Genomic DNA, 21,360 nt, shown 5'->3' on the forward strand with positions numbered 1-21,360 from the left:
TTCGGGGCCTAATCCTGGCAATGCCTGGGAATATGCACGCGCCGCCAGCCTGAAGACCCTTCACGGACCAGCACGCGGCGCGCCACGGTCCGGTAGGAGGCGGGGACATCGATGATGCGCCTTTGCTCCGGCTGCACCAGCACTTCCTCGGCGATGCTGTCGTACTGTGCCGGGATGACGACACGGCGCGTGCGTTCGGGCTGGATCACCACGGTTTCGGCGACGCGCTCATAGCGCGCCTTGTGCCAGATCTTGCACAGCACCTTGCGGCCATGGATGACGCGCCATTCCCAGGAATAGCCGCCGCCATCGACCCGGACCGTATGATAGACGGTGCGGGTGATCGCGGGCACGACCTCATAGGTCACTTGTGCCGGAACCGTCATCACCACGCGTTCGCGCGTACCGTAGATGGGCGGAGTGTAGTCAACCTGCTGGCCGGGCGGGCTGACCAGCACGTCTTCATAAACCGTGTCGTAGACGGCCGAAGTGCGGACAGGTTCATAGCATTCGACGGCCCGGCCGCCGGCCGCTGTCTGCGAAATCGTGCCGAGCATGGTCAGCCCGGCAATGGTGAAGCATGCGGTTTTCCCAGACATGACACTCCCCTGTGAACGGCACAATGACGGTTCAACGTTGGATTGTAGGGGAAGAGACGTCGGGGGAAAGTGGATTTGCCGTATTTCGTTAAGCGATGCGGTTAAGAAATTGCTACGGTGGTGACGCCACAGCCGAACGATCACGGCAGGTCGATGAATCCCGTGAAATGTAACCTTGATTCGACTTACCCAGATGGCTAGGACGGGTCGGCCTTGCACAAGGATGAGCCGGCATCCTATTTACAGAATAACGATCCAGAACCGATTCTGCCCGATCTGCCAGCATTCCGGCGCCGGAATCCCACCGCGAGATAAGAGATAGCGAATGAAGAACCCCGTCGAAACCTACATGAACCTCGTTCCGATGGTGGTCGAACAGACCAATCGCGGCGAGCGGGCCTACGACATTTTCTCGCGCCTCCTCAAGGAGCGCATCATTTTCATCACCGGTCCGGTCGAGGACGGCATGGCGACGCTGGTCTGCGCGCAGCTTTTGTTCCTGGAAGCCGAGAATCCGAAGAAGGAAATCAATCTCTACATCAACTCGCCGGGCGGCGTCGTCACCTCGGGCATGGCGATCTACGACACCATGCAGTTCATCAAGCCGGCCGTGTCGACGCTCTGCATCGGCCAGGCGGCCTCGATGGGCTCGCTGCTTCTGACCGCCGGCCACAAGGACATGCGCTTTGCCACGCCGAACGCCCGCATCATGGTTCACCAGCCTTCCGGCGGCTTCCAGGGCCAGGCATCCGACATCGAGCGCCATGCCCTGGATATCATCAAGCTGAAGCGTCGCCTCAACGAGGTCTACGTCAAGCACACCGGCAAGAGCTACGACGAGATCGAGAAGACGCTCGACCGCGACCATTTCATGACGGCCGACGAAGCCAAGGATTTCGGCCTCATCGACAAGGTCATTTCGTCGCGCGAAGCGGCAGAAAGCGCTGTGGCATAAAGGCCAGTTGGCAGTTGGATGGCACCATCACGCGCTTTTGGCGCGTCTTGCGGCATTTCGGCCACAATTGGCTGTTCCCTCGGGGGACAGGATTGCCTACGTTAAGGCTATGTTGAGTTTCGGCGGCTTAGCTTTATGCGGGGTTGTCGCGAATCATTGCCACGTTTTCTGATTTGTGTTTCGTACGGAATGCGTTGCAGGAGCCGGGACACACTGGCGGCGGCGGATTCCCGCGATAGATAGAGTATGCGCCCTTTCAGCCAGACCATCGGCGGGCGGCCATGAAAGGACATGAAAATGAGCAAGGTCGGCAACAACAGCGGCGATTCCAAGAACACGCTTTACTGCTCGTTTTGCGGCAAAAGCCAGCACGAAGTGCGCAAGCTGATCGCCGGTCCGACGGTCTTCATCTGCGACGAGTGCGTCGAACTCTGCATGGACATCATCCGCGAGGAGAACAAGACCTCGATGGTGAAGTCGCGCGAAGGCGTGCCGACACCGCAGGAAATCCTCAAGGTTCTCGACGACTATGTCATCGGCCAGCCCTACGCCAAGCGCGTGCTGTCGGTGGCGGTCCACAACCACTACAAGCGCCTCGCGCATGCCGGCAAGAACAACGATGTCGAGTTGGCGAAGTCCAACATCCTGCTGATCGGCCCGACCGGTTGCGGCAAGACGCTGCTTGCGCAGACCCTGGCCCGCATCATCGACGTGCCCTTCACCATGGCTGACGCGACGACGCTGACCGAAGCCGGTTATGTCGGCGAGGACGTCGAAAACATCATCCTGAAGCTCTTGCAATCGGCCGACTACAACGTCGAGCGTGCCCAGCGCGGCATCGTCTACATCGACGAAATCGACAAGATTTCGCGCAAGTCTGACAACCCCTCGATCACCCGCGACGTATCGGGCGAGGGCGTGCAGCAGGCACTCTTGAAGATCATGGAAGGCACCGTTGCTTCCGTGCCGCCGCAGGGCGGCCGCAAGCATCCACAGCAGGAGTTCCTGCAGGTCGACACCGCCAACATCCTGTTCATCTGCGGCGGCGCCTTTGCCGGGCTGGACAAGATCATCTCGGATCGCGGCCGCAAGACCTCGATCGGCTTCGGCGCCGTCGTCGCTTCACCCGAGGATCGCCGCACCGGCGATGTCTTCCGCCTGGTCGAGCCCGAAGATCTGTTGAAGTTCGGTCTCATCCCCGAGTTTGTCGGCCGTCTGCCGGTTCTGGCGACGCTGGAAGATCTCGACGAGCCGGCGCTGATCCAGATCCTGACCGAGCCGAAGAACGCGCTGGTCAAGCAGTATCAGCGGCTGTTCGAGATGGAGAATGTCGACCTGACCTTCCACGAGAACGCGCTGTCGGCGATCGCCAAGCGCGCCATCGAGCGCAAGACCGGCGCCCGTGGCCTGCGTTCGATCATGGAGGCGATCCTGCTCGACACGATGTTCGAGCTTCCCGCACTCGAAGGCGTGCGCGAAGTGGTGATTTCGGAAGAAGTGGTGACCGGCAGCGCCCGGCCGCTCTACATCTACTCCGAGCAGAAGGAAAAGAAGGGCAATGTCAGCGCCTGACATGAGCCCGCAGCGAAATTCTGAAACGGCGCCGCAAGGCGCCGTTTTGCTGTCGCACAGCGGTTTTGCGCGGCGTACGGGCTGGGCGTCGCAAATGTGTCACTCGCGGACGGGTTGAAAGTGTGGATTTGGACATGCCCCTTGATCTTTGGGGGTCGTGCATCCAACTAACTGGAGAAGGCCGAGGTGCCCGATTTCTGTGCTTGTAAAACTCCCGTCACAAACGGTGGTAGGCGGAACGATCCCCGGTCGTTAATATAAGATTCGCGGTTGGCTGATTGGCGGCCGCGACATGAAAGGTTAGACAATGGCCAAAATATCCAAGGCACCCAGCGACGGCGTCTTCGCAGTTCTCCCACTGCGCGACATCGTGGTGTTCCCGCATATGATCGTTCCGCTCTTCGTTGGGCGTGAGAAGTCGATCAAGGCGCTGGAAGAGGTGATGGGTCAGGAAAAGCAGATCCTGCTTGCCACCCAGATGAATGCCGCAGACGACGATCCTGAGCCCGATGCCATCTTCGACATCGGCACGCTCGCCAATGTGCTGCAATTGCTGAAGCTGCCCGACGGCACCGTCAAGGTTCTGGTCGAGGGTGCCTCGCGCGCGAAAATCGTCTCGTTCACCGACCGTCCCGACTTCCACGAGGCCCGTGCCGCAGCGCTGATCGAGCCGGAGGAGGAAGAGGTCGAGGTCGAGGCGTTGGCGCGGTCGGTCGTCACCGACTTCGAGAACTACGTCAAGCTGAACAAGAAGATCTCGCCCGAAGTGGTGGGTGCGGCTAGCCAGATCGACGACTATTCCAAGCTCGCCGATACGGTCGCTTCGCATCTCGCCATCAAGATTCCTGAAAAGCAGGAAATGCTGGCCACGCTCTCGGTCAAGGAGCGGCTGGAAAAGGCGATGGGCTTCATGGAAGCCGAAATCTCCGTCCTGCAGGTGGAGAAGCGCATCCGTTCGCGCGTCAAGCGCCAGATGGAGAAGACGCAGCGCGAATACTACCTCAACGAGCAGATGAAGGCGATCCAGAAGGAGCTCGGCGAAGGCGAGGACGGCCGCGACGAAGCTGCCGAGATCGAGGCGCGCATCAAGAAGACCAAGCTCTCCAAGGAGGCCCGCGAAAAGGCGGAAGCCGAGTTGAAGAAGCTCAGGACGATGTCGCCGATGTCGGCTGAATCGACCGTCGTGCGCAACTATCTCGACTGGATCCTGTCGATTCCGTGGGGCAAGAACTCCAAGGTCAAGCAGGACCTGGCCTTCGCGCAGAACGTGCTCGACACCGATCATTTCGGCCTCGACAAGGTCAAGGACCGCATCGTCGAGTACCTTGCCGTGCAAAGCCGCCAGAAGAAGCTGAAGGGGCCGATCCTGTGCCTCGTCGGCCCCCCCGGCGTCGGCAAGACCTCGCTCGGCAAGTCGATCGCCAAGGCGACCGGTCGCGAATTCATCCGCATGGCGCTGGGCGGCGTGCGCGACGAAGCCGAGATCCGTGGCCATCGCCGCACCTATATCGGCTCGATGCCCGGCAAGGTCATCCAGTCGATGAAGAAGGCGAAGAAGTCCAATCCGCTCTTCCTGCTCGACGAGATCGACAAGATGGGCCAGGACTTCCGTGGCGATCCGTCATCGGCGCTGCTCGAGGTGCTCGATCCCGAGCAGAACTCGACGTTCATGGACCATTACCTCGAAGTCGAATACGACCTGTCGAGCGTGATGTTCGTAACGACGGCGAACACGCTGAACATCCCTGCGCCGTTGATGGATCGCATGGAGATCATCCGTATCGCCGGCTACACCGAGGACGAGAAGATCGAAATCGCCAAGCGGCACCTGATGCCGAAGGTGATCCGCGATCACGCCCTGCAGCCGAAGGAGTTCTCCGTCGGCGAGGACGCGATCCGCGCCATCATCCAGACCTATACCCGTGAAGCGGGCGTCAGGAGCCTGGAGCGCGAGCTGATGAAGCTCGGGCGCAAGGCGGTGACCGAGATCCTGAAGACGAAGAAGAAGACGGTGAACATCACGGCGGCGAACCTCGCCGACTACCTCGGTGTTCCGCGCTTCCGCTTCGGCCAGGTCGAGGCTGACGATCAAGTCGGTGTCGTTACCGGGCTCGCCTGGACGGAAGTCGGCGGCGAGTTGCTCACGATTGAAGGTGTCATGATGCCCGGCAAGGGCCGCATGACGGTGACCGGCAATCTGCGCGACGTGATGAAGGAATCGATATCGGCGGCGGCTTCCTATGTCCGCTCCCGTGCCATCGATTTCGGCGTCGAGCCGCCGCTGTTCGACAAGCGCGACATCCACGTGCACGTGCCGGAAGGTGCGACGCCCAAGGACGGACCGTCGGCCGGTGTGGCGATGGCGACCGCGATCGTCTCCGTTCTGACCGGCATTCCGGTCAAGGCGGATGTGGCGATGACCGGCGAGATCACGCTGCGCGGCAGGGTTCTGCCGATCGGCGGCCTGAAGGAGAAGCTGCTTGCCGCTTTGCGCGGCGGCATCAAGAAGGTGCTGATCCCGGAAGACAACGCCAAGGACCTGGCGGAGATTCCGGACAACGTGAAGAACGGGATGGAGATCATTCCGGTCGCACGGGTCGGTGAGGTGTTGCGCCACGCGCTGGTGCGTATGCCGGAGCCGATCGAATGGGTCGAACCGGTCAATCCTCCGGCCACGACCGACACCACGGACGATGCCGGAAAGACGCTTGCGCATTAGAGTGTCGCGCGTCCACCTGGACGCGCAAACGACGCCCTAACACCTGGACTTGCGCATGGTCCCTTCCGGAAACCGACTGCGGTTTTCGGGGCCATGCGTTGGTTTTCGCCAAGGTTGCAGTGCACAAACGGAGAGCCGGGCCTAGCGCCCGGCTTTTTCATGTGAAAAACCCAGCATTTCCGGGCTTTTTCCGCTTTTTTCCTGCCTTTTCGACTTGGTTGCGGCAACGCTTCTTTCTAAAGTCCGTTTCCTGCCGGATGAGTCGATAGTTCCGGTGTTCTCATGGAAGGGAATTTTTATGAACAAGAACGAACTGGTGTCCGCTGTCGCCGACGCCGCGAGCATTTCGAAGGGTGACGCGCAGTCGGCGGTCGATGCGGTATTTTCCGTGATCAGCGGCGAACTGAAGAAGGGCGGCGATGTCCGGCTTGTCGGCTTTGGCAATTTCACCGTGTCAAAGCGTGCGGCTTCGACCGGCCGCAACCCGCAGACCGGCGCCGAAGTCCAGATCCCGGCGCGCACCGTGCCGAAGTTCTCGGCCGGCAAGGGCCTCAAGGACGCAGTCAACTAAGCGCCTTTTTTCTTTTCAGAGACCAGAAAAGCCGGGCTTGCCCGGCTTTTCATTTTTGTGCCCGACGCCGATGCGAGTGGCGCCGGATTATGCGGTCGGCGCCTCGGGGCGCATGAGGCCTTCCTTCTTGAGATCGGCCCAAAGCGCTGTGGGCAGTTTCGCATCGAGCAGCGAGCGGTTGCTCTCGACTTCGCTCGGCCGCTGGCCACCGGGGATCACCGAGACGACCGACGGGTGCAGCAGCGGGAATTGCAGGGCGGCCTCGATCAGCCGCACGCCATGGCGCTTGCAGACGCTTTCGATACCGGCGACCCGATCGAGGATGTCCTTCGGCGCTTCGGAATAATTGTAATACGCGCCCGGCTTCGGCCCCGTTGCGAGGATGCCGGAGTTGTAGGGCCCGCCGAGAACGATGCCGATGCCGCGTGCCTGGCAGAGAGGCAGGAAGGACGTCAGCGCCTCCTGTTCCAGCAGCGTATAGCGCCCGGCAAGCAGGAACAGGTCGAAGTCGCCGCGCTCGGCCAGCGTCTGCGCAACCTGCCACTCATTGATGCCGCCACCGAACGCCTTGATAACGCCCTGGTCGCGGAGCGAGAGCAAGCCGTAGTAGCCCGAGCGCATGAACTCCTCGATGCGCCGGTCGGACGCCTCCTTGCTGCCATGGGTGAAGATGTCGACATCATGCACGAACAGGATGTCGATGCGGTCGACGCCGAGGCGCTCCAGCGAAGCTTCGAACGAGCGCATGACGCCGTCATAGCTGTAGTCGTACACCTCGCGGCGCGATGGCGTGTCGAAGAACTTGCCGATGCCGGTGCGCTCTTCCGGTGGGCAGGCGCGCATGATGCGGCCGACCTTGCTCGACAGCACATAGTCGTCGCGCTTCTTGCCGCGCAGGAAAGGGTTGAGCCGCGTTTCAGACAGGCCAAGTCCGTAGAGCGGCGCGGTGTCGTAGTAGCGGCAGCCGGTCGCCCAAGCGGCCTCCAGCGTGGCATTGGCATCCTCGTCCGAGACGGCACGATAAAGATTGCCGAGCGGCGCCGTGCCGAAGCCGAGTTCGGTGAAACTGATGCCGCCATTGCCGATGCGGTCGAAATGCCGTGTCTTCATGTGCTGCCGTTTGCCTCGCTTGATTTGTCTGACATGACACTATCATGCCTGCGGCTTGGCAAAAGCATAGCTGCGCGTTGGACACGCATTTTCGCGGTTGCTAGCATGAACGAAATCAAGCTGTTCGTGGCAGCAAGAGCGGCAAATCCCAGGGTGTTTTCGATGGCAGGTTTGCGGTGAGCGACAAGAGCAAAGGCCTGTTCGAGACCGCCCTTGACGAACTCGGCGGCGTGCTGGCGCGCGTCGACGAGCACCGGATCGATGCTGCCTGCAAGATGCTGGCCGGCGCCCGACAGATCGTCGTCTATGGCTGTGGCCGCGAGGCCTTGCAGGTCAAGGGCTTTGCCATGCGGCTCTACCATCTTGGCCTGCCGGTCGCCGTGGTCGGCGACATGACCACGCCGCCTCTGGGGTCGGGCGATGTTTTCCTGGTCAGTTCCGGGCCGGGAGAAACCTCGACCGTGCTGACCTTGATGCAGATCGCTCAGGGTGCCGGCGCGACCAATCTGCTGCTGACCGCTCAGGCTGAAAGCAGTGCTGCAAAGCGCGCCGATTTCACGCTGCTCATTCCCGCGCAGACCATGGCCAACGATCAGGGGGCGCAGAAGACATCGGTCCTGCCGATGGGCTCGGTGTTCGAGGGCGCGCTGTTCCTGCTGTTCGAGGTGATGGTGCTGAAGCTCAAGGCCCTGACCGGCCAGTCGCCGGACGCGATGCGTGCCCGCCATACCAACATGGAATAGATCATGCGCTACGAACTGATGCTGCCACACCAGATCCGCAGGGCGATCGCCGAGAACTGGCCGGTCGCCTTGCCGCTCGGCGTGCTCGAATACCATGGCGAGCACATGGCCGTCGGCATGGACACGCTGGCCGTCATCAAGACGCTGGAACTGCTCGAAAAGGAGAAGGATGTCGTCATCCTGCCGCCCTTCTACTACGGTGCTGCCAGCTACGCTGTGGCGCCGCCAGAAGGCAGAGGCTCGGTGCAGGTCGGTGGCAATGCGCTGGCGCCGTTCGGCGAGGAGCTGTTCTACAGCCTGCTGCGCATCGGCTTTCGCAACATCCACGCCATCATCCACCACCAGACCGAGAACTTTGCTGCCGGCATGCCGACCGATCTGGCGTTCAAGACCGCCGGCCGCCAGGCGATCTTCCGCTTCCTCGAGAAGGAACGTGGCGAAGGCTGGTGGGGGTCCGAGGCGATGGCCGGCTACTATGCCGAGCACGCCGAGGGCGGCAATTTCTTCAACTGAGTGCAGGTGCATCCGCTGATGTCGGTTGACATGAACGGCAAGTACCCGTTCGATCATGCCGGCATTGGCGAGACGTCGCTGATGCTGGCGCTATGCCCGGAGGCCGTCGATGCCGCTCACTTTGATGACAATACCGGCTGGTATACGGCGAGTGCCAAGGACGCTTCAGCGGAGCTCGGAGAAAAGGGCGTGGCCATGATCATGGATCACCTCAGGGCGATCCTGAGGGCCTAGCTACGAGATTGTCGGGCGGCTTTGGTATTTCGTCATCCTAGGGCGAAGCAGGAGCGAAGCGACGTCGCGGAGACCCTAGGATCCATGCCGTGACCGCAGCCAACGAACGCTGCGGCGCAGGATAGAAGCGGTTCGCAGCGGCCTTTCCTGGCGTCAAAAGTTTCTTCACCGTGGCGGAGCGTCGATGTCACGGCATGGATCCTAGGGTCTGCGCCGCGTCGCTTCGCTCCTTGCTCCGCCCTAGGATGACGAAGTGATGGAGCCTGGCGCCACCCTGTTATTTCACCGCTCCGGCGGTCATGCCCATGATCAGATAGCGCTCGAGCGCTATGCCGATGACGGCGAGAGGCGCGATGGCCGCCGTCGCAAGGGCTGCCATTGACCACCAGTTGATGCCTTGCGAGCCGGTCTGGCTCGCCACCATGACGGGAATGGTCTTGGCGTCGGTCGAGGTCAAAAGGGCGGCGAAGAAATACTCGTTCCAGCACAGCACCATCGCCAGGATGAAGGCGGCCACCATGCCAGGCAGCGCGATCGGCATGACGATGCGGAAGAAGGCGCCCCAGATCGACAGCCCGTCGACAAGCGCTGCTTCCTCGAGTTCGACCGGGATCGAGTTGAACTGGTCGCGCATGATCCAGATGACGATCGGCAGCACCATCAACGTGTAGAGCAGGATCAGCCCGACGCGCGTGTCGAGCAGGCCGACCTCCCGGTAGAGCACCAGGAAGGGCAGCGCCAGCACCACCGGCGGCAGGATCAGCTGCGACAGGAAGAAGAACGAAATATCCTCGTTCTTGAACCAGGCGAAATGATAGCGGTAGCGGGTAAGCCCGTAGGCGGCGAGGCTGCCGATGACGATGGCGAGGCTCGATGCGCCGACCGAGGTGATCACCGAATTCATGAAGCGCTTGAGGAACTCCTCGCGCACCGTCGAGGTCTGGAAGATCGAGTCCGGCGACAGGCCGAGCGAACGCCAGCCTTTCCAGTCCGGCTGGAAGTCGACGAAGGGGATGAGATGGCCCTGGGTGACGTCCACCGCGGTCTTGAACGAGGTCGTAATCGTCCAGTAGATCGGGAACAGGCAGATGAACGCCCAGAAGGCCAGCGCCCCATAGATGAAAACGCGGCTGGCGAGGAAGCTCGCCGGCGAGCGGATCTCCGAGGCGACATATTCGGTGGTCTGAACGCTCATCTTGGCTCAATTCACGTTACGGACAAAACGGTTGGCAAATTTCAACAGCCACGTGACAAACACGACGATGATCACCAGATAGGCCATCGCCAGCATGGTTCCGTAGCCGACATTCGAGCGGTCGCGGTATTCGCGATAGATGAAGCTCGAGACGGAATCGGTGGCACCCCCCGGGCCCCCTGACGTCACGGTGATGATGATGTCGGCGAGCTTCAGCTTGAAGATGATGCGCAGGACCACCGCCGTCACCGACACAGGCAGCATCAGCGGAAAGGTGACCTGCCAGAAGGTTTGCCACACGTTGGCGCCGTCGACGCGTGCGGCTTCGAGCACCTCGCGCGACATCGCCTGCAGCCCGGCCAGCAGCATGATCATCATGAACGGAATGAAGGTCCAGGCATCCAGCACCATGATCGCGATGCGCGCGATGATCGGGTCGGAGAAGAAGGCCGGATTTTCCCAGCCGAGATGGCGGGCCAGCGTCGCTGCCGGTCCGAACCGGTATTCCATCAGCGACTTGCCGATCATCCACGACACGGCGACCGGCGACAGCATCAGCGGCATCAGGAAGACGACGCGGAAGAATTTTCGTGCCCGGATCTGCGCGTTGAGCAGCAGCGCCAGGCCGAAGGCAATGACATACTCGACCGCCACCGCCAGCACATAGAGCGCCATGTTGAACAGCGCGTTTCGGTAGTAGGGATCGCTCAGCATCTGCCAGAAATTGTCGAGCCCGTTAAACCTGCGGCCGCTGAAGGAACTGAGGTTCCAGTCGGTGAGCGCGATGTAGAAACCGAACAGCGTCGGGAAGATCACCATGGCGATGGTGAACAGCAGCGCCGGCAGCAGGAACAGCGCACGCTGGCCGTCTTCGCCACGCGTCAGCACCTGGCCGATGCCGATAGCCACGCCCCACAGCACATAGGCATAGACGACGGGGCGCCACGTCTCGAAGCCGATCGTATCGGCGCTGCCCTTGTAGAGGATTTCCAGCACGATCGTCGCCAGCAGGCCGAGCGTCGCAACGGCCATCACCGCCCAGCCGAGCCGTTTGCGGCCTGGAGAAATCAGATCGGAAGGGCCGGCATCTGCCGGCCACTGGCTTGCGGTCGAAGTCTGGTCAGCCACAAATCTCGCCTGTTTGAAGGCTCTCAAGGAGCCGGAGCCGGTCTAAAGGGGTCCGGCGTTGCCGCCGGACCACGGTTCATAGGCCAGCCTACATGCCGAGCGAAGCCTTGTAGAGCTTGACCTGGTTGTCGCGACCGATCTGGTCGGTCAGCTTCTCCCAGGCCGCCGCAATGGCGTCGGCGCCTTCCTGCGCCTTCATCTTGCCGGCGAATGTGTTGGCCAAAATATCCTCGGCGGCGCTGTAGTACTGGAAGATGCCGGGGATGCGTGGCTCAATCGCAGCGTTCGGGTGGTTGTAGCTGTCGGATTCCGACTTGAGGTACGAGGTGATGAAGGCCTCGTCGTAGCCGGCGGCAACCCATTCCGGAATGTCGAAATGCGAGTTGCGGTAGGGCTGGAAGCCCGACGGATACATAGCCGTCCAGATCGACAGATCCTTGCCGCCGAGATGGGCGGCGGCGGACCATGCCGCCTTCTTCTTCTTCTCGTCGGTATCGACGCGAGCCATGACATAGACGCCCCAGCCGAGATAGGCGCAGTTGGGCGCATAATTCGGGCCGCTGGCGAGCTTGTCCCAGGCACCGGTCTTCGAATTGTAGACATCGTCCGAGCCCGGCAGGATCGAGAAGCCGGTGACGTCGCCGACAACCGACGAATCGTTTGTCTTGACGTTGGAGCCGACGTCGCCCCACCAAGTGACCATCGAACCGGTGCCGGCCAGGAACTGCTGGAAGGCAGTCGTGTTCGGATCGGCGTTGATCTGGTCGGCGGGTTCGGATGGCAGCGCGTCGATGACGTCCTGGATGGCGCGCACCCAGGCCGGATTGTTGACGCGCGGCTTCATCGTATCGGCGTCGAACAGCCAGGCCTTGTCGTCCGGATGCTTGGCATAGGCGCTAGCGCGGCTGCCGAGGAAATAGAAGCCGAAACCGCCCCACGCCTTGGGCGCGTCGAGATAGCCAAAGACGTCCTGGTCCTTGAGCTTCTTGCCCTTGAGGAACTTCGTCACCGCCTGCACCTGCTGCCAGGTCTTCGGCACGCCCCACTCGCCTTCACCGCCGCCGTCCTTCCAGGCCTTGGCGAGGTCGGCATCGGCGAACACGTCGGTGCGGTAGTTGAAATTGTGCGCGTCGCCGTCGACGGTCACGCGATATTGCTTGCCGTCCCAGGTGCCGACCGGCGGCTGCAGATAGGCCACGACGTCCTTCATGTCGATCTGGTCCTTGACCCAGTCGGGCATCTCCGAAGTCAGGCCCTTGCCGCAGACATCGCCTTCGAATGGTGCACCCATCTCGATGATGTCGAAATCGACGGTGCCGGTGGCGATCGACTGCTGCAGGCGGGCGTTGTAGTCGGCCTGCGCCAGGTCGATCCAGTTGATCTTGGCGCCGGTATAGGTCTCCCATGGCTTCAGGAAGCCGCGGAACAGCACATTGTGCAGGTTCTGGTTGTTGAGGCCCATGAAGGTCAACTCGACGCCGGCGAATTCGCCTTCCTTGACGTTGGCCTTGGTCGCCTCGAGGCAGAGTTCACCGACCTTCTGGAAATCGGCGTCCGTCGGCTGGCCTTTGCCGACGCCGGGAATCTGCAGGATTTTGGAGCGCAGTTCGCTTGCGGCGGAAGCCGGGCGCGTCAAGGCGCCAAGCCCGGCGCCCGATGCGGCTGCAATCGCGGCCATGCTGGCCGCACCCTTCAATATGTCGCGCCTTGTGGCGCCGGCACGAACCAGTTTCTCGTAAAGACCCGTTCTCATCGCCTATTCCTCCCAGAACTTCAGTGTGAATAAATTGACCAACTGTCGGACGCTGGAGCGCCAACGATGCTCCCGGTTCGGAAACGAATTAGGCAGGACCCCACCCTGCGGCGATTAAAGTTCCGATTGCGGATCGGGTGCCGACATTTTGACCAGCACCTGCCACTATTCTCGCAACCAAACGCCGTGTCAACGAGAACGGTTTTTATCTATAAGAGACCGACTTGCCCTGGCAGGTCGCGTTGGTTAGCTTCTGCGCCTACGGCTAATGGAGCCGATGGGGGAGACATGGCGCAAGTCGCGATCAGCAAGGTGGCCAAAGCCTTTGGAACGGTCAAGGTTCTGCACGAAGTCAGCGTCGATATCGCAGACGGACAGTTCGTGGTGCTGGTTGGCCCTTCGGGTTGCGGCAAGTCCACGCTGCTCAGAATGGTGGCCGGGCTGGAAACCGTCTCCGCCGGCACGATTGCGATCGGCGACCGCGTCGTCAATCATCTGCCGCCGGCCAAGCGCGACATCGCCATGGTGTTCCAGAACTATGCGCTCTATCCGCACAAGACAGTCGCGCAGAACATGGCCTTTGCGCTCAAGCTGCGGAAAACCGATCCGGCCGTGGTTGCCGAGCGGGTCAAGCGCGCCGCCGACATCCTCGACCTCAATCCCTATTTGAAGCGCTATCCCAGGCAGCTTTCCGGCGGCCAGCGCCAGCGCGTGGCGATGGGCCGCGCCATCGTGCGCAATCCGCAAGTGTTCCTGTTCGACGAGCCGCTCTCCAATCTCGACGCCAAGCTGCGTGTGCAGATGCGCACCGAGATCAAGGAACTGCATCAGCGGCTGAAAACCACCACCATCTACGTCACCCACGACCAGATCGAGGCCATGACCATGGCCGACAAGATCGTCGTCATGCGCGACGGCCGCATCGAGCAGGTCGGCGCGCCGCTTGAACTGTTCGACCGGCCGGCCAACCTGTTTGTCGCCGGCTTCATCGGTTCGCCTTCGATGAACCTGCTCAAGGGCGTCATGCGCAAGGGCGCCAGGCCCGGTGTCGACATTGCAGGCACGCTGTTCCCGGTTGCAGCGGACAATGCCGCACAGGACGGCCAGGCCGTCGTCTATGGCGTGCGGCCGGAGCATCTGGAGATCCATCCCGATGGCGTGCCGGCGAAGATTTCGGTGGTCGAGCCGACCGGCTCGGAAACGCTGGTGTTCCTGCGTTTCGGCGAAGGCGAGATGGTGGCGCTGTTTCGCGAGCGCCACGACTTCAAGCCGGGCGATACGCTGAAGCTGAAGCCAAGGCTCGACCAGATTCATCTTTTCGACGCAGAGACGGGCAAGCGTCTCTGATTTCAACCGGACTTCACGAGGAATACCATGCTCAAAGGCATCAACCCGCTGCTCAATGCCGACGTGCTGCAGGCATTGCGGGCAATGGGCCATGGCGATGATCTGATCATCGCCGACACCAATTTTCCGTCCGATTCGGTGGCGCGCCAGACGGCGCTCGGCCGCGTGCTGCGCATCGATGCGTCGGCTGCCGAGGTCGCAAAGGCGGTGCTGTCGCTCTACCCGCTCGATACATTCGTTGACGACTCGGCCGCGCGCATGGAGATCGTCGGCAAGCCGGACGAGATTCCGGCTGTGCAGAAAGAGGTACAAAAGGAAATCGACGCGGCCGAGGGCAAGTCGTGGCCGATGATAGCGGTCGAGCGCTACGCCTTCTACGAGCGTGCCAAGCAGGCCTATTGCGTCATCCAGACCGGCGAGCGCCGCTTCTATGGCTGCTTCGCCTTCCGCAAGGGCGTCGTGCCGCCGGATGCAGAGTAGCGGCATGGCTTCGGGCAAGCCTGTCGTCATATTGGGTGTGTTCGTCGCCGACACCGCCTACAGGGCGCAGCGGCAGCCGCGCATGGGCGAAACGATCCTCGGCACATCCTTCGCGCTGGGTCCGGGCGGCAAGGGCTCGAACCAGGCAGTGGCCGCCGGCAAGCTTGGCGCCGACGTCACCTTCCTGACCCGTCTCGGCGTCGATTCCTTCGCGGATATGGCCAGGCAGACCTGGGCGCAGGCGGGCGTCAAGAATGCCGTCATCGACACGCCGGAAAGCTATACCGGCGCCGCCTACATCTTTATCGAGGAGACGACAGGCAACAACGCCATCATCGTCAGCCCCGGTGCCGCCATGCTGATATCGCCGGCCGATATCGAAGCCAATGCCGGGCTGATCAGCGGTGCCGGCGTCTTTGTCACCCAACTCGAACAACCGATCGAAGCAGCTACGCGGGCGCTGGAGATCGCGCGCGGGGCAGGGGTGACGACGATCCTCAACCCGGCTCCGGCGGCAAAGCTTCCCGACCGCATCTACACGCTCTGTGACTATCTCACGCCCAACGAGACCGAGACGGAGGAATTGACCGGGATGAAGGTGTCCTCGGTCGACGAGGCGCGAGCCGCTGCGGACAAGCTGCTCGAAAAGGGCGTCGGCACGGTCATCGTCACACTGGGTGACAAGGGCGCGCTTTTGCACTCGAAGAACCGCTCCGACCATGTCCCCGCCGTCAGTGCCGGCCCGGTGGTCGAAACCACCGGTGCGGGCGATGCCTTCAATGGCGGGCTAGCCGCGGCGTTGTCGCGGGGTGTGGAGCCGCTGCAGGCGGTGCGCTTCGCCTGCGCCGTCGCCGGCATTTCGGTGACGCGACCGGGTACCGCGCCATCGATGCCGACGCTGCAGGAGGTCGAGGCGCTGCTGGCAAGAGGATGAGATCGGCTCGGCTGACCGGCCGCTGACGCCGTCTCCGGCCTGTTCTTAAGGGCCTATGATTTTTTCGAACGTAAGCTTGTGGAGATCTTGCGCAGCGGACCTGTGAAGCGCCAGCTTCTGGACTGATGCAAGGCCGCGATTTGCATCTGGCACGCTTGCAACCTTTGTTCGATCTCGTCCTTCTCGTTCCTTGCATCCGAAGCGGCGCTCTGCACCTCGGCGCTGATTTGGTGAGCCGCCTCAAGCTCATTGCGCAACCTTGAGATTTCAGAATGCATCGTCGCTTTCTCGGTTTCAGCGCTTGCAAGCATCGGTCGGATCGTCTGCACATCCTCCCAGGCAAGGCGCGCTACCAGATCGCCGACGGCACGGCGCATCTGCTCGCTCCAGGCCGCGGGATCAACCCGCATGAGGCGCGAGTACTCGGATTGTTCCTTACTGGCGTTCGGTACCCAGACGCGCAAGGCCGAAGGCCACCAGCCGGCTCCGTCCGCGATATCAAGAAACGTTTGCAGTTGCGATGCCTGGGAGTGACGCGAATTTTTCCATAGGGCGCTGAAATGCAGGACGGTTGGAACGCGGCAATAGGTGAAGGGATTTCTCGGATTCTCGCGCATGATTCGCCGCCACAATTGCCAATCCCCGGCCGATGCGACGTCTTCCGGCCAGACATCTCGCGAAGGCAGGCAATCAGCCCGATACAGGAAGCAGGTGGCGGGTATCGTGTTGCCGACCTCAGTGAACACCCTGAACTCGTCGGCCAGGTCCAGATTGGTCAGGAAGGGTGCTGCGATGCCGTCGGTAGAAACCCACAGCGCCTGACTGTACGCGATGGCAGCCCCTTTTTCGAGGCCATCCGCCAGGATCTCAAAATGATCCGGAAACAGGAGATCGTCATCGGCGGCAAAGCCAATCAGCTCGCCGCGTGCCTCACGCAGCACGATGTTGCGGTTCGCGTAGCCGAAGTTCGGCGCCTTGGGGAGATCGAAGAAACGAATGCGGGCGTCCTGAAAGGCTTCGACCACCTCGGCGGTGCCGGGCGCGCAGCCGTCGCCGACGACCAGCAGTTCAAAATCCTCGACGGTCTGGTCCAGCACCGATTGGATGGCCATGCCGATGACGTCCACGCGCGAGTGCGTCGGCATGAGGATGGAAAAGCGGGGCTTGCTCACCATCCCTTGGCGCTGCCGAAATCATGGGGGATGAGATCGGTATCGATCGGCAGGCGGTACTTATCGGGATTTGCGTGATCGTATTGTATCGTCGGGAAATTGATGGCGACCAAGTCGGATGTTCCGATGTTTCTGTCGGCATGCCAGACAAATTTCGGAATGTTGACCAGGCGTGGATGATTGCCGGAGAGGTAAACCTTCGAAACCTTGCCATATGTGCTGGATTCGGGGCGGGGGTCATAAAGGACCAGTTCCATCTCGCCGCTGATCACAAAATAGCGGTCCTCGTGCAGCTTGTGCAGGCCCCACCCTTTCACCACGCCAGGGCGAATTGTGAACATGTAGGAAAAGACCAGCGGGTCGGCATGCCAACCCCAGCGCGGGTCATAGATCTCCGTGACGCTGCCGCGGTCGTCATTGTGTCGGATGCTGTCGAAAAAGGACATGCCGTCCACAAGGGGCGTAGTGCTTTGCCGCTGCTCGTCCAGAGTCCGTTGATCCTGCTTGGCGGCGGCAAGTGTTGTCTCCAGAAGATTCAGGCTGGTGTGATCGCTCATGAACAAAGCTTCCGTTTTTGACCGTCTTAGACCGACCTTCTTCTCACAATTTTCGATGGATGTCCTGATCGGGCTAACAGGTTCGTGCAGCCATGATGACTTTTTCGGGCACAGTTGGAGCTTTGATGGGAGCGGAGGCAGGCGCACCGGGGGTGCCACTGACAAGATTTCGGCGGCGCCTTGCTTTGCGCGGTTGAACGCGACCAGAGCGTGACGCCGTCAATGCCGACGTTGCAGAGGCGTTCTTGGGTCCATGCTTGGGAGATCCAACTCAGATACGAGACGATCCAAGTTGCCTCATCCAAGAAGATTCTTTGACAATCAATGTCGACATTTCTCCGAAGCCAAGGGCTTGTATCCCTTGAGAGAAATGGCGCGAGTGACGGGGCTCGAACCCGCGACCTCCGGCGTGACAGGCCGGCACTCTAACCAACTGAGCTACACCCGCGCATGGCGAACACGTGTCAGCCGTGTTCGTCGTTGGGGCGCTGGATAAGGGGTTCGCCACCGGGTGTCAAGCGTGACGGGACAGCATAACAGCAAACAGGAGAAGGTTTTTTGACAGCCGGCGTTTTGTTGGCAAAACCGGCATCCAACCAGGGCGTCCTGCGCTCATTTGGCCTTGCGAAGCGGACCCTGACCGCTTAAAGGTCCGGCCCGGAGCGGGCGATTAGCTCAGTTGGTAGAGCGCTTCGTTTACACCGAAGATGTCGGCGGTTCGAGCCCGTCATCGCCCACCATTCATCCCCCGTACTCAGCCATTGCCAAACGCGAAGCCGCGTCGCCAACGCAACGCTCACGGCGGCAAGAGCCGAAAATCATTGCCTTCGGGCAGCAGCTGCCCGCCGTCGACGACAATGGTCGTGCCGGTGATGTAGCTGGCGTCGTTGGAGGCGAGGAACAGGAAGGCGTTGGCGACGTCGCGCGGGCTGCCGAGGCGGCCGAGCGGGATGGAGTCTTCCATGTTCTTGATGTAGGCCGCGCCGCGATGCAGCTCGATGGCTTCGGTGAGGATGTTGCCGGGCTCGACGCCGTTGACGGTGATGCCATAGCCGGCGAATTCGAGCGCGGCGGCACGGATGAAGCCATTGATGCCGGCCTTGCTGGCCGAATAATGGCCATGGCCGGGGCTGGTGACGTGCGGGCCGGTGATGGAGGAGGTGTAGAGCATGCGGCCAAAGCCTTGCGCCTTCATCGGCGCCAGGGCCGCGCGGCTGGCATTGAAGGTGCCGCGCAGATTGACGGCCATGACACGGTCCCAGTCGTCGGCGCTGGTGTTCTCGATCAGCTGCCAGGGATAGATGCCGGCATTCTGCACGATGATGTCGAGGCGGTCATGAAGTTTGAGCGCCAGCGCCACGGCGGCCTCGGCATCGCTCATTTGCGAGATGTCGGTGCGGATGAAGGGGACGCCCAGTTCATCCGCGGTCGCTTGCCCGGCCTCGACTTCGGTGTCGGCCAGCACCAGCGTTGCGCCTTCTTCGGCAAAGCGTAGCGCAATGCCCTTGCCGATGCCGCGGGCGCTGCCGATGATCAGCGCCACCTTGTCTTGCAGCCGATTGGTCATGCGAGCCGTCCTGTCATGCGAGTCTTTGGCGAATGGTTTGCTTGAAAGCGTCGAGCAGCACGGCGGCCAGCACCAGCAGGCCATGGATGACCTGGGTGAAATTGGCCGGCAGGCCCATCAGGTTGATCGCCGTGTTGATGGCCGAGAGCAAAAGCACGCCGGCATAGACGCCGGGCAGCGTGCCGACGCCGCCTTTCAGGCTGACGCCGCCGATGACGACGGCGGCGAAGGCGTTGAACAGCAGGCCGACGCCGAGATTGGCGGTGGCGCCCGAGGTGCGTATCGCCAGCAGCCAGCCGGCAAGGCCGGCGATGGCGCCGGCGAGTACGAAAGCGATGACGAGATTGCGGTTGACGCGGATGCCGGCGCGGAAGGTCGCAGTCTCGTTGCCGCCGATCATCACGAGATGTCGACCAAACGGCGTCTTGGCCATGATCAGCGAAAAGACGACGAAACAGGCGACAGCGATCCAGGCGGTCAGCGGCAGGCCGATCAGGCGCTGGATACCGAACCAGCGGATGGCCGGCGCAAGATCCTGCGCCGAGCGGCCGCCCGAAATGACCAGCACCAGGCCGCGCACCCAGATGTAGGAGGCCAGCGTAATGATGAAGGCGCTCATCTTCACCTTGACCACGAGGTAGCCGTTGAAGGCGCCGATGATGCCGCCGACGGCCAGCGCAACGAGCAGCGAAACCGGAACCATCAGCCATTCCGGATGCAATTTCACGCCCATGCCGATGCCCGACGAGCAGAACAGGATGCCGACCGCCATGGCGCTGAGCGCGGCCACGGATTCCACCGACAGGTCCATATGACCGGCGATGATGACCAGCGCCAGGCCGATCGACATGACGCCGAGAACACTGGAAGCCTCGATGATGTTGGCGAAGATGCCGAGCTGGAAATAGTTCGGGACAAAGATGGAAAAGACCACCAGCACGAACAGCAGCATGAACCAGACGAGATTGTCGAGAACGAACTCCAGGGCTTTGCGTGTGCGCGGGTTCATGGGCTGATCCGGTTGGCGCATGCCCCGCGAAATCAATTCGATTTCGTCGGGTTCAGGCGCGGATTCAAATTCGCCACGGCGCACTTTCGGACGCGGCGTTGTGAAAGGGCAAGCTCCGGGCCGCTACGGCCCGGAGCGCTTTCAGATGACTATTCGACCGACTTGACGGTGTCCGTCGGCGGCTTCTGGTTGCCCCAGAAGGCCGGATTGTCGACGTTCTCCTTGGTGATCGCGGCACCGGGGATCTTGATGTTCGGGCCCCAGGCTTCCTTGGTCACGGTCGATTTCAGGCCGAGCACGTCATATGCGCCGGGCTTGATCTCTTCCTTCTTGGCGATCTTGTCCATGAACATGGCGACCGCCGCGGCCTGTGCGTAGAGCGGCTGCTCGACCTCGACGTTGAGCCAGCCCTTGCGGATCAGGTCGAGACCGACCGGGGCGCCGTTCGAGCTCATCAGCATGACGTCGCCCGGCTTCTTGCCGGCGGCCTCGAGCGAGGCGACGGCAGCGACCGACAGGTGCGCGGCATGGCTGAAGATCAGGTCGATGTCTGGGTTTGCCAGCATCTGGTCGGCAACGATGGTGCCGGCATTGCTGGCTTCCCACTGCATGGCCGGAAGCGAGATGATCTTGACGTCCGGAAACGCCTTCATCTTCTCCTCAAAGCCCTTCTGGATGTCGAGCGTGTAGGGGTCACCCGGATCGCCGAGCACCTGCAGCACCTTGCCCTTCACCGAGCCGTTCTTGGCTTTCAGCAGCTTCTCGGCCTGGTCGGCGGCGACATAGCCGATCTCGACGGTTCCGGCGACAGAGGTGAAGTCGGATGGTGTCGAGGTGATTTGGCGGTCGAACTCGACCACCGGGATGCCGGCCGCGCGGGCGGCCTCGATGGACGGTTTCAGCGCATTGAAGTCGACCGCGGCAAGGATGATCGCCGCCGGCTTCAGCGCGATGACGTCGTTCATCTGCGATTGCTGGGCGTCGGTCTTGTTGTCGGCGTTCAGCGTCTTCATCTCGTAGCCGGTCTGCTTCAGGAACAGCTCCAGCGCGCTCACCGAGCCGGTCTGGAACTCATCGAGCAGTGTCGGCACCATGTAGTAGACAATACCCTTGGACTGGGCGAATGCCGGCGTGAGCGTGGCAAAGGCCAGTGCAAGGATACCGAAGACAGCAAGAAGTATTCGCTTCATGTCGTTCGCTCC

At 61.7% G+C, this 21,360-nt stretch carries 18 protein-coding genes, 2 tRNA genes and 1 pseudogene; 10 read left to right on the forward strand and 11 right to left on the reverse strand.

Translation table 11 applies throughout. The features are described from left to right. Positions 1-8 precede the first annotated feature (8 nt). On the reverse strand, positions 9-599 hold the full coding sequence (locus tag NKI38_RS06495; protein WP_352655744.1) for a hypothetical protein: 591 nt from the start codon (positions 597-599) through the stop codon (positions 9-11). Positions 600-924: 325 nt separating this feature from the next. Between NKI38_RS06495 and NKI38_RS06500 the strand changes: the two genes are divergently transcribed. The 4 genes from NKI38_RS06500 to NKI38_RS06515 all read left to right on the forward strand — a co-directional run bounded on the left by NKI38_RS06500 (position 925) and on the right by NKI38_RS06515 (position 6,416). Then, a complete protein-coding gene (locus NKI38_RS06500; protein ID WP_352629263.1) occupies positions 925-1,554 on the forward strand; it encodes an ATP-dependent Clp protease proteolytic subunit in 630 nt (209 codons plus the stop codon). 297 nt (positions 1,555-1,851) lie between these two features. Further along, complete coding sequence (clpX, locus tag NKI38_RS06505; RefSeq protein ID WP_013532190.1) at positions 1,852-3,126, forward strand: ATP-dependent Clp protease ATP-binding subunit ClpX; 1,275 nt, start codon at positions 1,852-1,854, stop codon at positions 3,124-3,126. Positions 3,127-3,433: 307 nt separating this feature from the next. After that, positions 3,434-5,845, forward strand: a complete 2,412-nt coding sequence (gene lon, locus NKI38_RS06510; protein ID WP_352655745.1) for an endopeptidase La — start codon at positions 3,434-3,436, stop codon at positions 5,843-5,845. Between the two features lie 298 nt (positions 5,846-6,143). Continuing rightward, complete coding sequence (locus NKI38_RS06515) at positions 6,144-6,416, forward strand: HU family DNA-binding protein (RefSeq protein WP_027143628.1); 273 nt, start codon at positions 6,144-6,146, stop codon at positions 6,414-6,416. An 87-nt stretch (positions 6,417-6,503) separates the two neighbouring features. Here the strand turns inward: NKI38_RS06515 and NKI38_RS06520 are convergent, their stop codons facing one another. Next, complete coding sequence (locus tag NKI38_RS06520) at positions 6,504-7,526, reverse strand: aldo/keto reductase (protein ID WP_352655747.1); 1,023 nt, start codon at positions 7,524-7,526, stop codon at positions 6,504-6,506. A 176-nt stretch (positions 7,527-7,702) separates the two neighbouring features. Between NKI38_RS06520 and NKI38_RS06525 the strand changes: the two genes are divergently transcribed. Further along, a complete protein-coding gene (locus NKI38_RS06525; RefSeq protein WP_352655749.1) occupies positions 7,703-8,269 on the forward strand; it encodes an SIS domain-containing protein in 567 nt (188 codons plus the stop codon). Positions 8,270-8,272: 3 nt separating this feature from the next. Further along, positions 8,273-9,016 (forward strand): annotated as a pseudogene (locus NKI38_RS06530) (creatininase family protein). A gap of 277 nt (positions 9,017-9,293) precedes the next feature. Here the strand turns inward: NKI38_RS06530 and NKI38_RS06535 are convergent. The 3 genes from NKI38_RS06535 to NKI38_RS06545 all read right to left on the reverse strand — a co-directional run bounded on the left by NKI38_RS06535 (position 9,294) and on the right by NKI38_RS06545 (position 13,092). After that, positions 9,294-10,211: a carbohydrate ABC transporter permease gene (locus NKI38_RS06535; protein WP_056594228.1), complete on the reverse strand. Its 918-nt coding sequence runs from the start codon at positions 10,209-10,211 to the stop codon at positions 9,294-9,296. Between the two features lie 6 nt (positions 10,212-10,217). Then, the gene (locus NKI38_RS06540; protein WP_352655751.1) at positions 10,218-11,339 is read right to left on the reverse strand and encodes a carbohydrate ABC transporter permease; all 1,122 of its coding nucleotides are present in this window, start codon (positions 11,337-11,339) and stop codon (positions 10,218-10,220) included. An 88-nt stretch (positions 11,340-11,427) separates the two neighbouring features. After that, complete coding sequence (locus NKI38_RS06545) at positions 11,428-13,092, reverse strand: ABC transporter substrate-binding protein (RefSeq protein ID WP_352629250.1); 1,665 nt, start codon at positions 13,090-13,092, stop codon at positions 11,428-11,430. 288 nt (positions 13,093-13,380) lie between these two features. Between NKI38_RS06545 and NKI38_RS06550 the strand changes: the two genes are divergently transcribed. Genes NKI38_RS06550 through rbsK form a run of 3 tightly spaced genes read left to right on the forward strand, consistent with a single transcriptional unit; the run spans position 13,381 to position 15,853 of the window. Then, complete coding sequence (locus NKI38_RS06550; RefSeq protein WP_352655753.1) at positions 13,381-14,439, forward strand: ABC transporter ATP-binding protein; 1,059 nt, start codon at positions 13,381-13,383, stop codon at positions 14,437-14,439. A gap of 27 nt (positions 14,440-14,466) precedes the next feature. Next, complete coding sequence (locus NKI38_RS06555) at positions 14,467-14,919, forward strand: RbsD/FucU family protein (protein ID WP_352655755.1); 453 nt, start codon at positions 14,467-14,469, stop codon at positions 14,917-14,919. Between the two features lie 4 nt (positions 14,920-14,923). Beyond that, positions 14,924-15,853 (forward strand): ribokinase, encoded by a 930-nt coding sequence (rbsK, locus tag NKI38_RS06560; RefSeq protein WP_352655757.1) that lies wholly within the window; start codon positions 14,924-14,926, stop codon positions 15,851-15,853. 53 nt (positions 15,854-15,906) lie between these two features. Here rbsK and NKI38_RS06565 read toward each other — a convergent pair whose 3' ends face one another. The 3 genes from NKI38_RS06565 to NKI38_RS06575 all read right to left on the reverse strand — a co-directional run bounded on the left by NKI38_RS06565 (position 15,907) and on the right by NKI38_RS06575 (position 18,030). Further along, complete coding sequence (locus tag NKI38_RS06565) at positions 15,907-17,028, reverse strand: glycosyltransferase (protein WP_352655759.1); 1,122 nt, start codon at positions 17,026-17,028, stop codon at positions 15,907-15,909. Next, positions 17,022-17,582 (reverse strand): polysaccharide biosynthesis C-terminal domain-containing protein, encoded by a 561-nt coding sequence (locus NKI38_RS06570; RefSeq protein WP_352655761.1) that lies wholly within the window; start codon positions 17,580-17,582, stop codon positions 17,022-17,024. Before NKI38_RS06570 ends, NKI38_RS06565 begins: the two co-directional genes overlap by 7 nt. Before the next feature lie 371 nt (positions 17,583-17,953). Continuing rightward, positions 17,954-18,030, reverse strand: a tRNA-Asp gene (locus tag NKI38_RS06575). A 216-nt stretch (positions 18,031-18,246) separates the two neighbouring features. Here NKI38_RS06575 and NKI38_RS06580 point away from each other — a divergent pair. Next, positions 18,247-18,322 (forward strand) — tRNA-Val (locus NKI38_RS06580). A 56-nt stretch (positions 18,323-18,378) separates the two neighbouring features. On the opposite strand, the gene NKI38_RS06585 is transcribed toward NKI38_RS06580, so the two are convergent. From NKI38_RS06585 to NKI38_RS06595, 3 genes are all read right to left on the reverse strand, one after another. Then, a complete protein-coding gene (locus NKI38_RS06585) occupies positions 18,379-19,149 on the reverse strand; it encodes an SDR family NAD(P)-dependent oxidoreductase (protein ID WP_352655763.1) in 771 nt (256 codons plus the stop codon). Between the two features lie 13 nt (positions 19,150-19,162). Then, on the reverse strand, positions 19,163-20,158 hold the full coding sequence (locus NKI38_RS06590; RefSeq protein WP_352629239.1) for an ABC transporter permease: 996 nt from the start codon (positions 20,156-20,158) through the stop codon (positions 19,163-19,165). A gap of 149 nt (positions 20,159-20,307) precedes the next feature. Continuing rightward, a complete protein-coding gene (locus NKI38_RS06595; protein ID WP_352655765.1) occupies positions 20,308-21,348 on the reverse strand; it encodes a sugar ABC transporter substrate-binding protein in 1,041 nt (346 codons plus the stop codon). Positions 21,349-21,360 lie beyond the last annotated feature (12 nt).

It is taken from the genome of Mesorhizobium sp. M0621 (assembly GCF_040320745.1).
Lineage (GTDB): Bacteria > Pseudomonadota > Alphaproteobacteria > Rhizobiales > Rhizobiaceae > Mesorhizobium.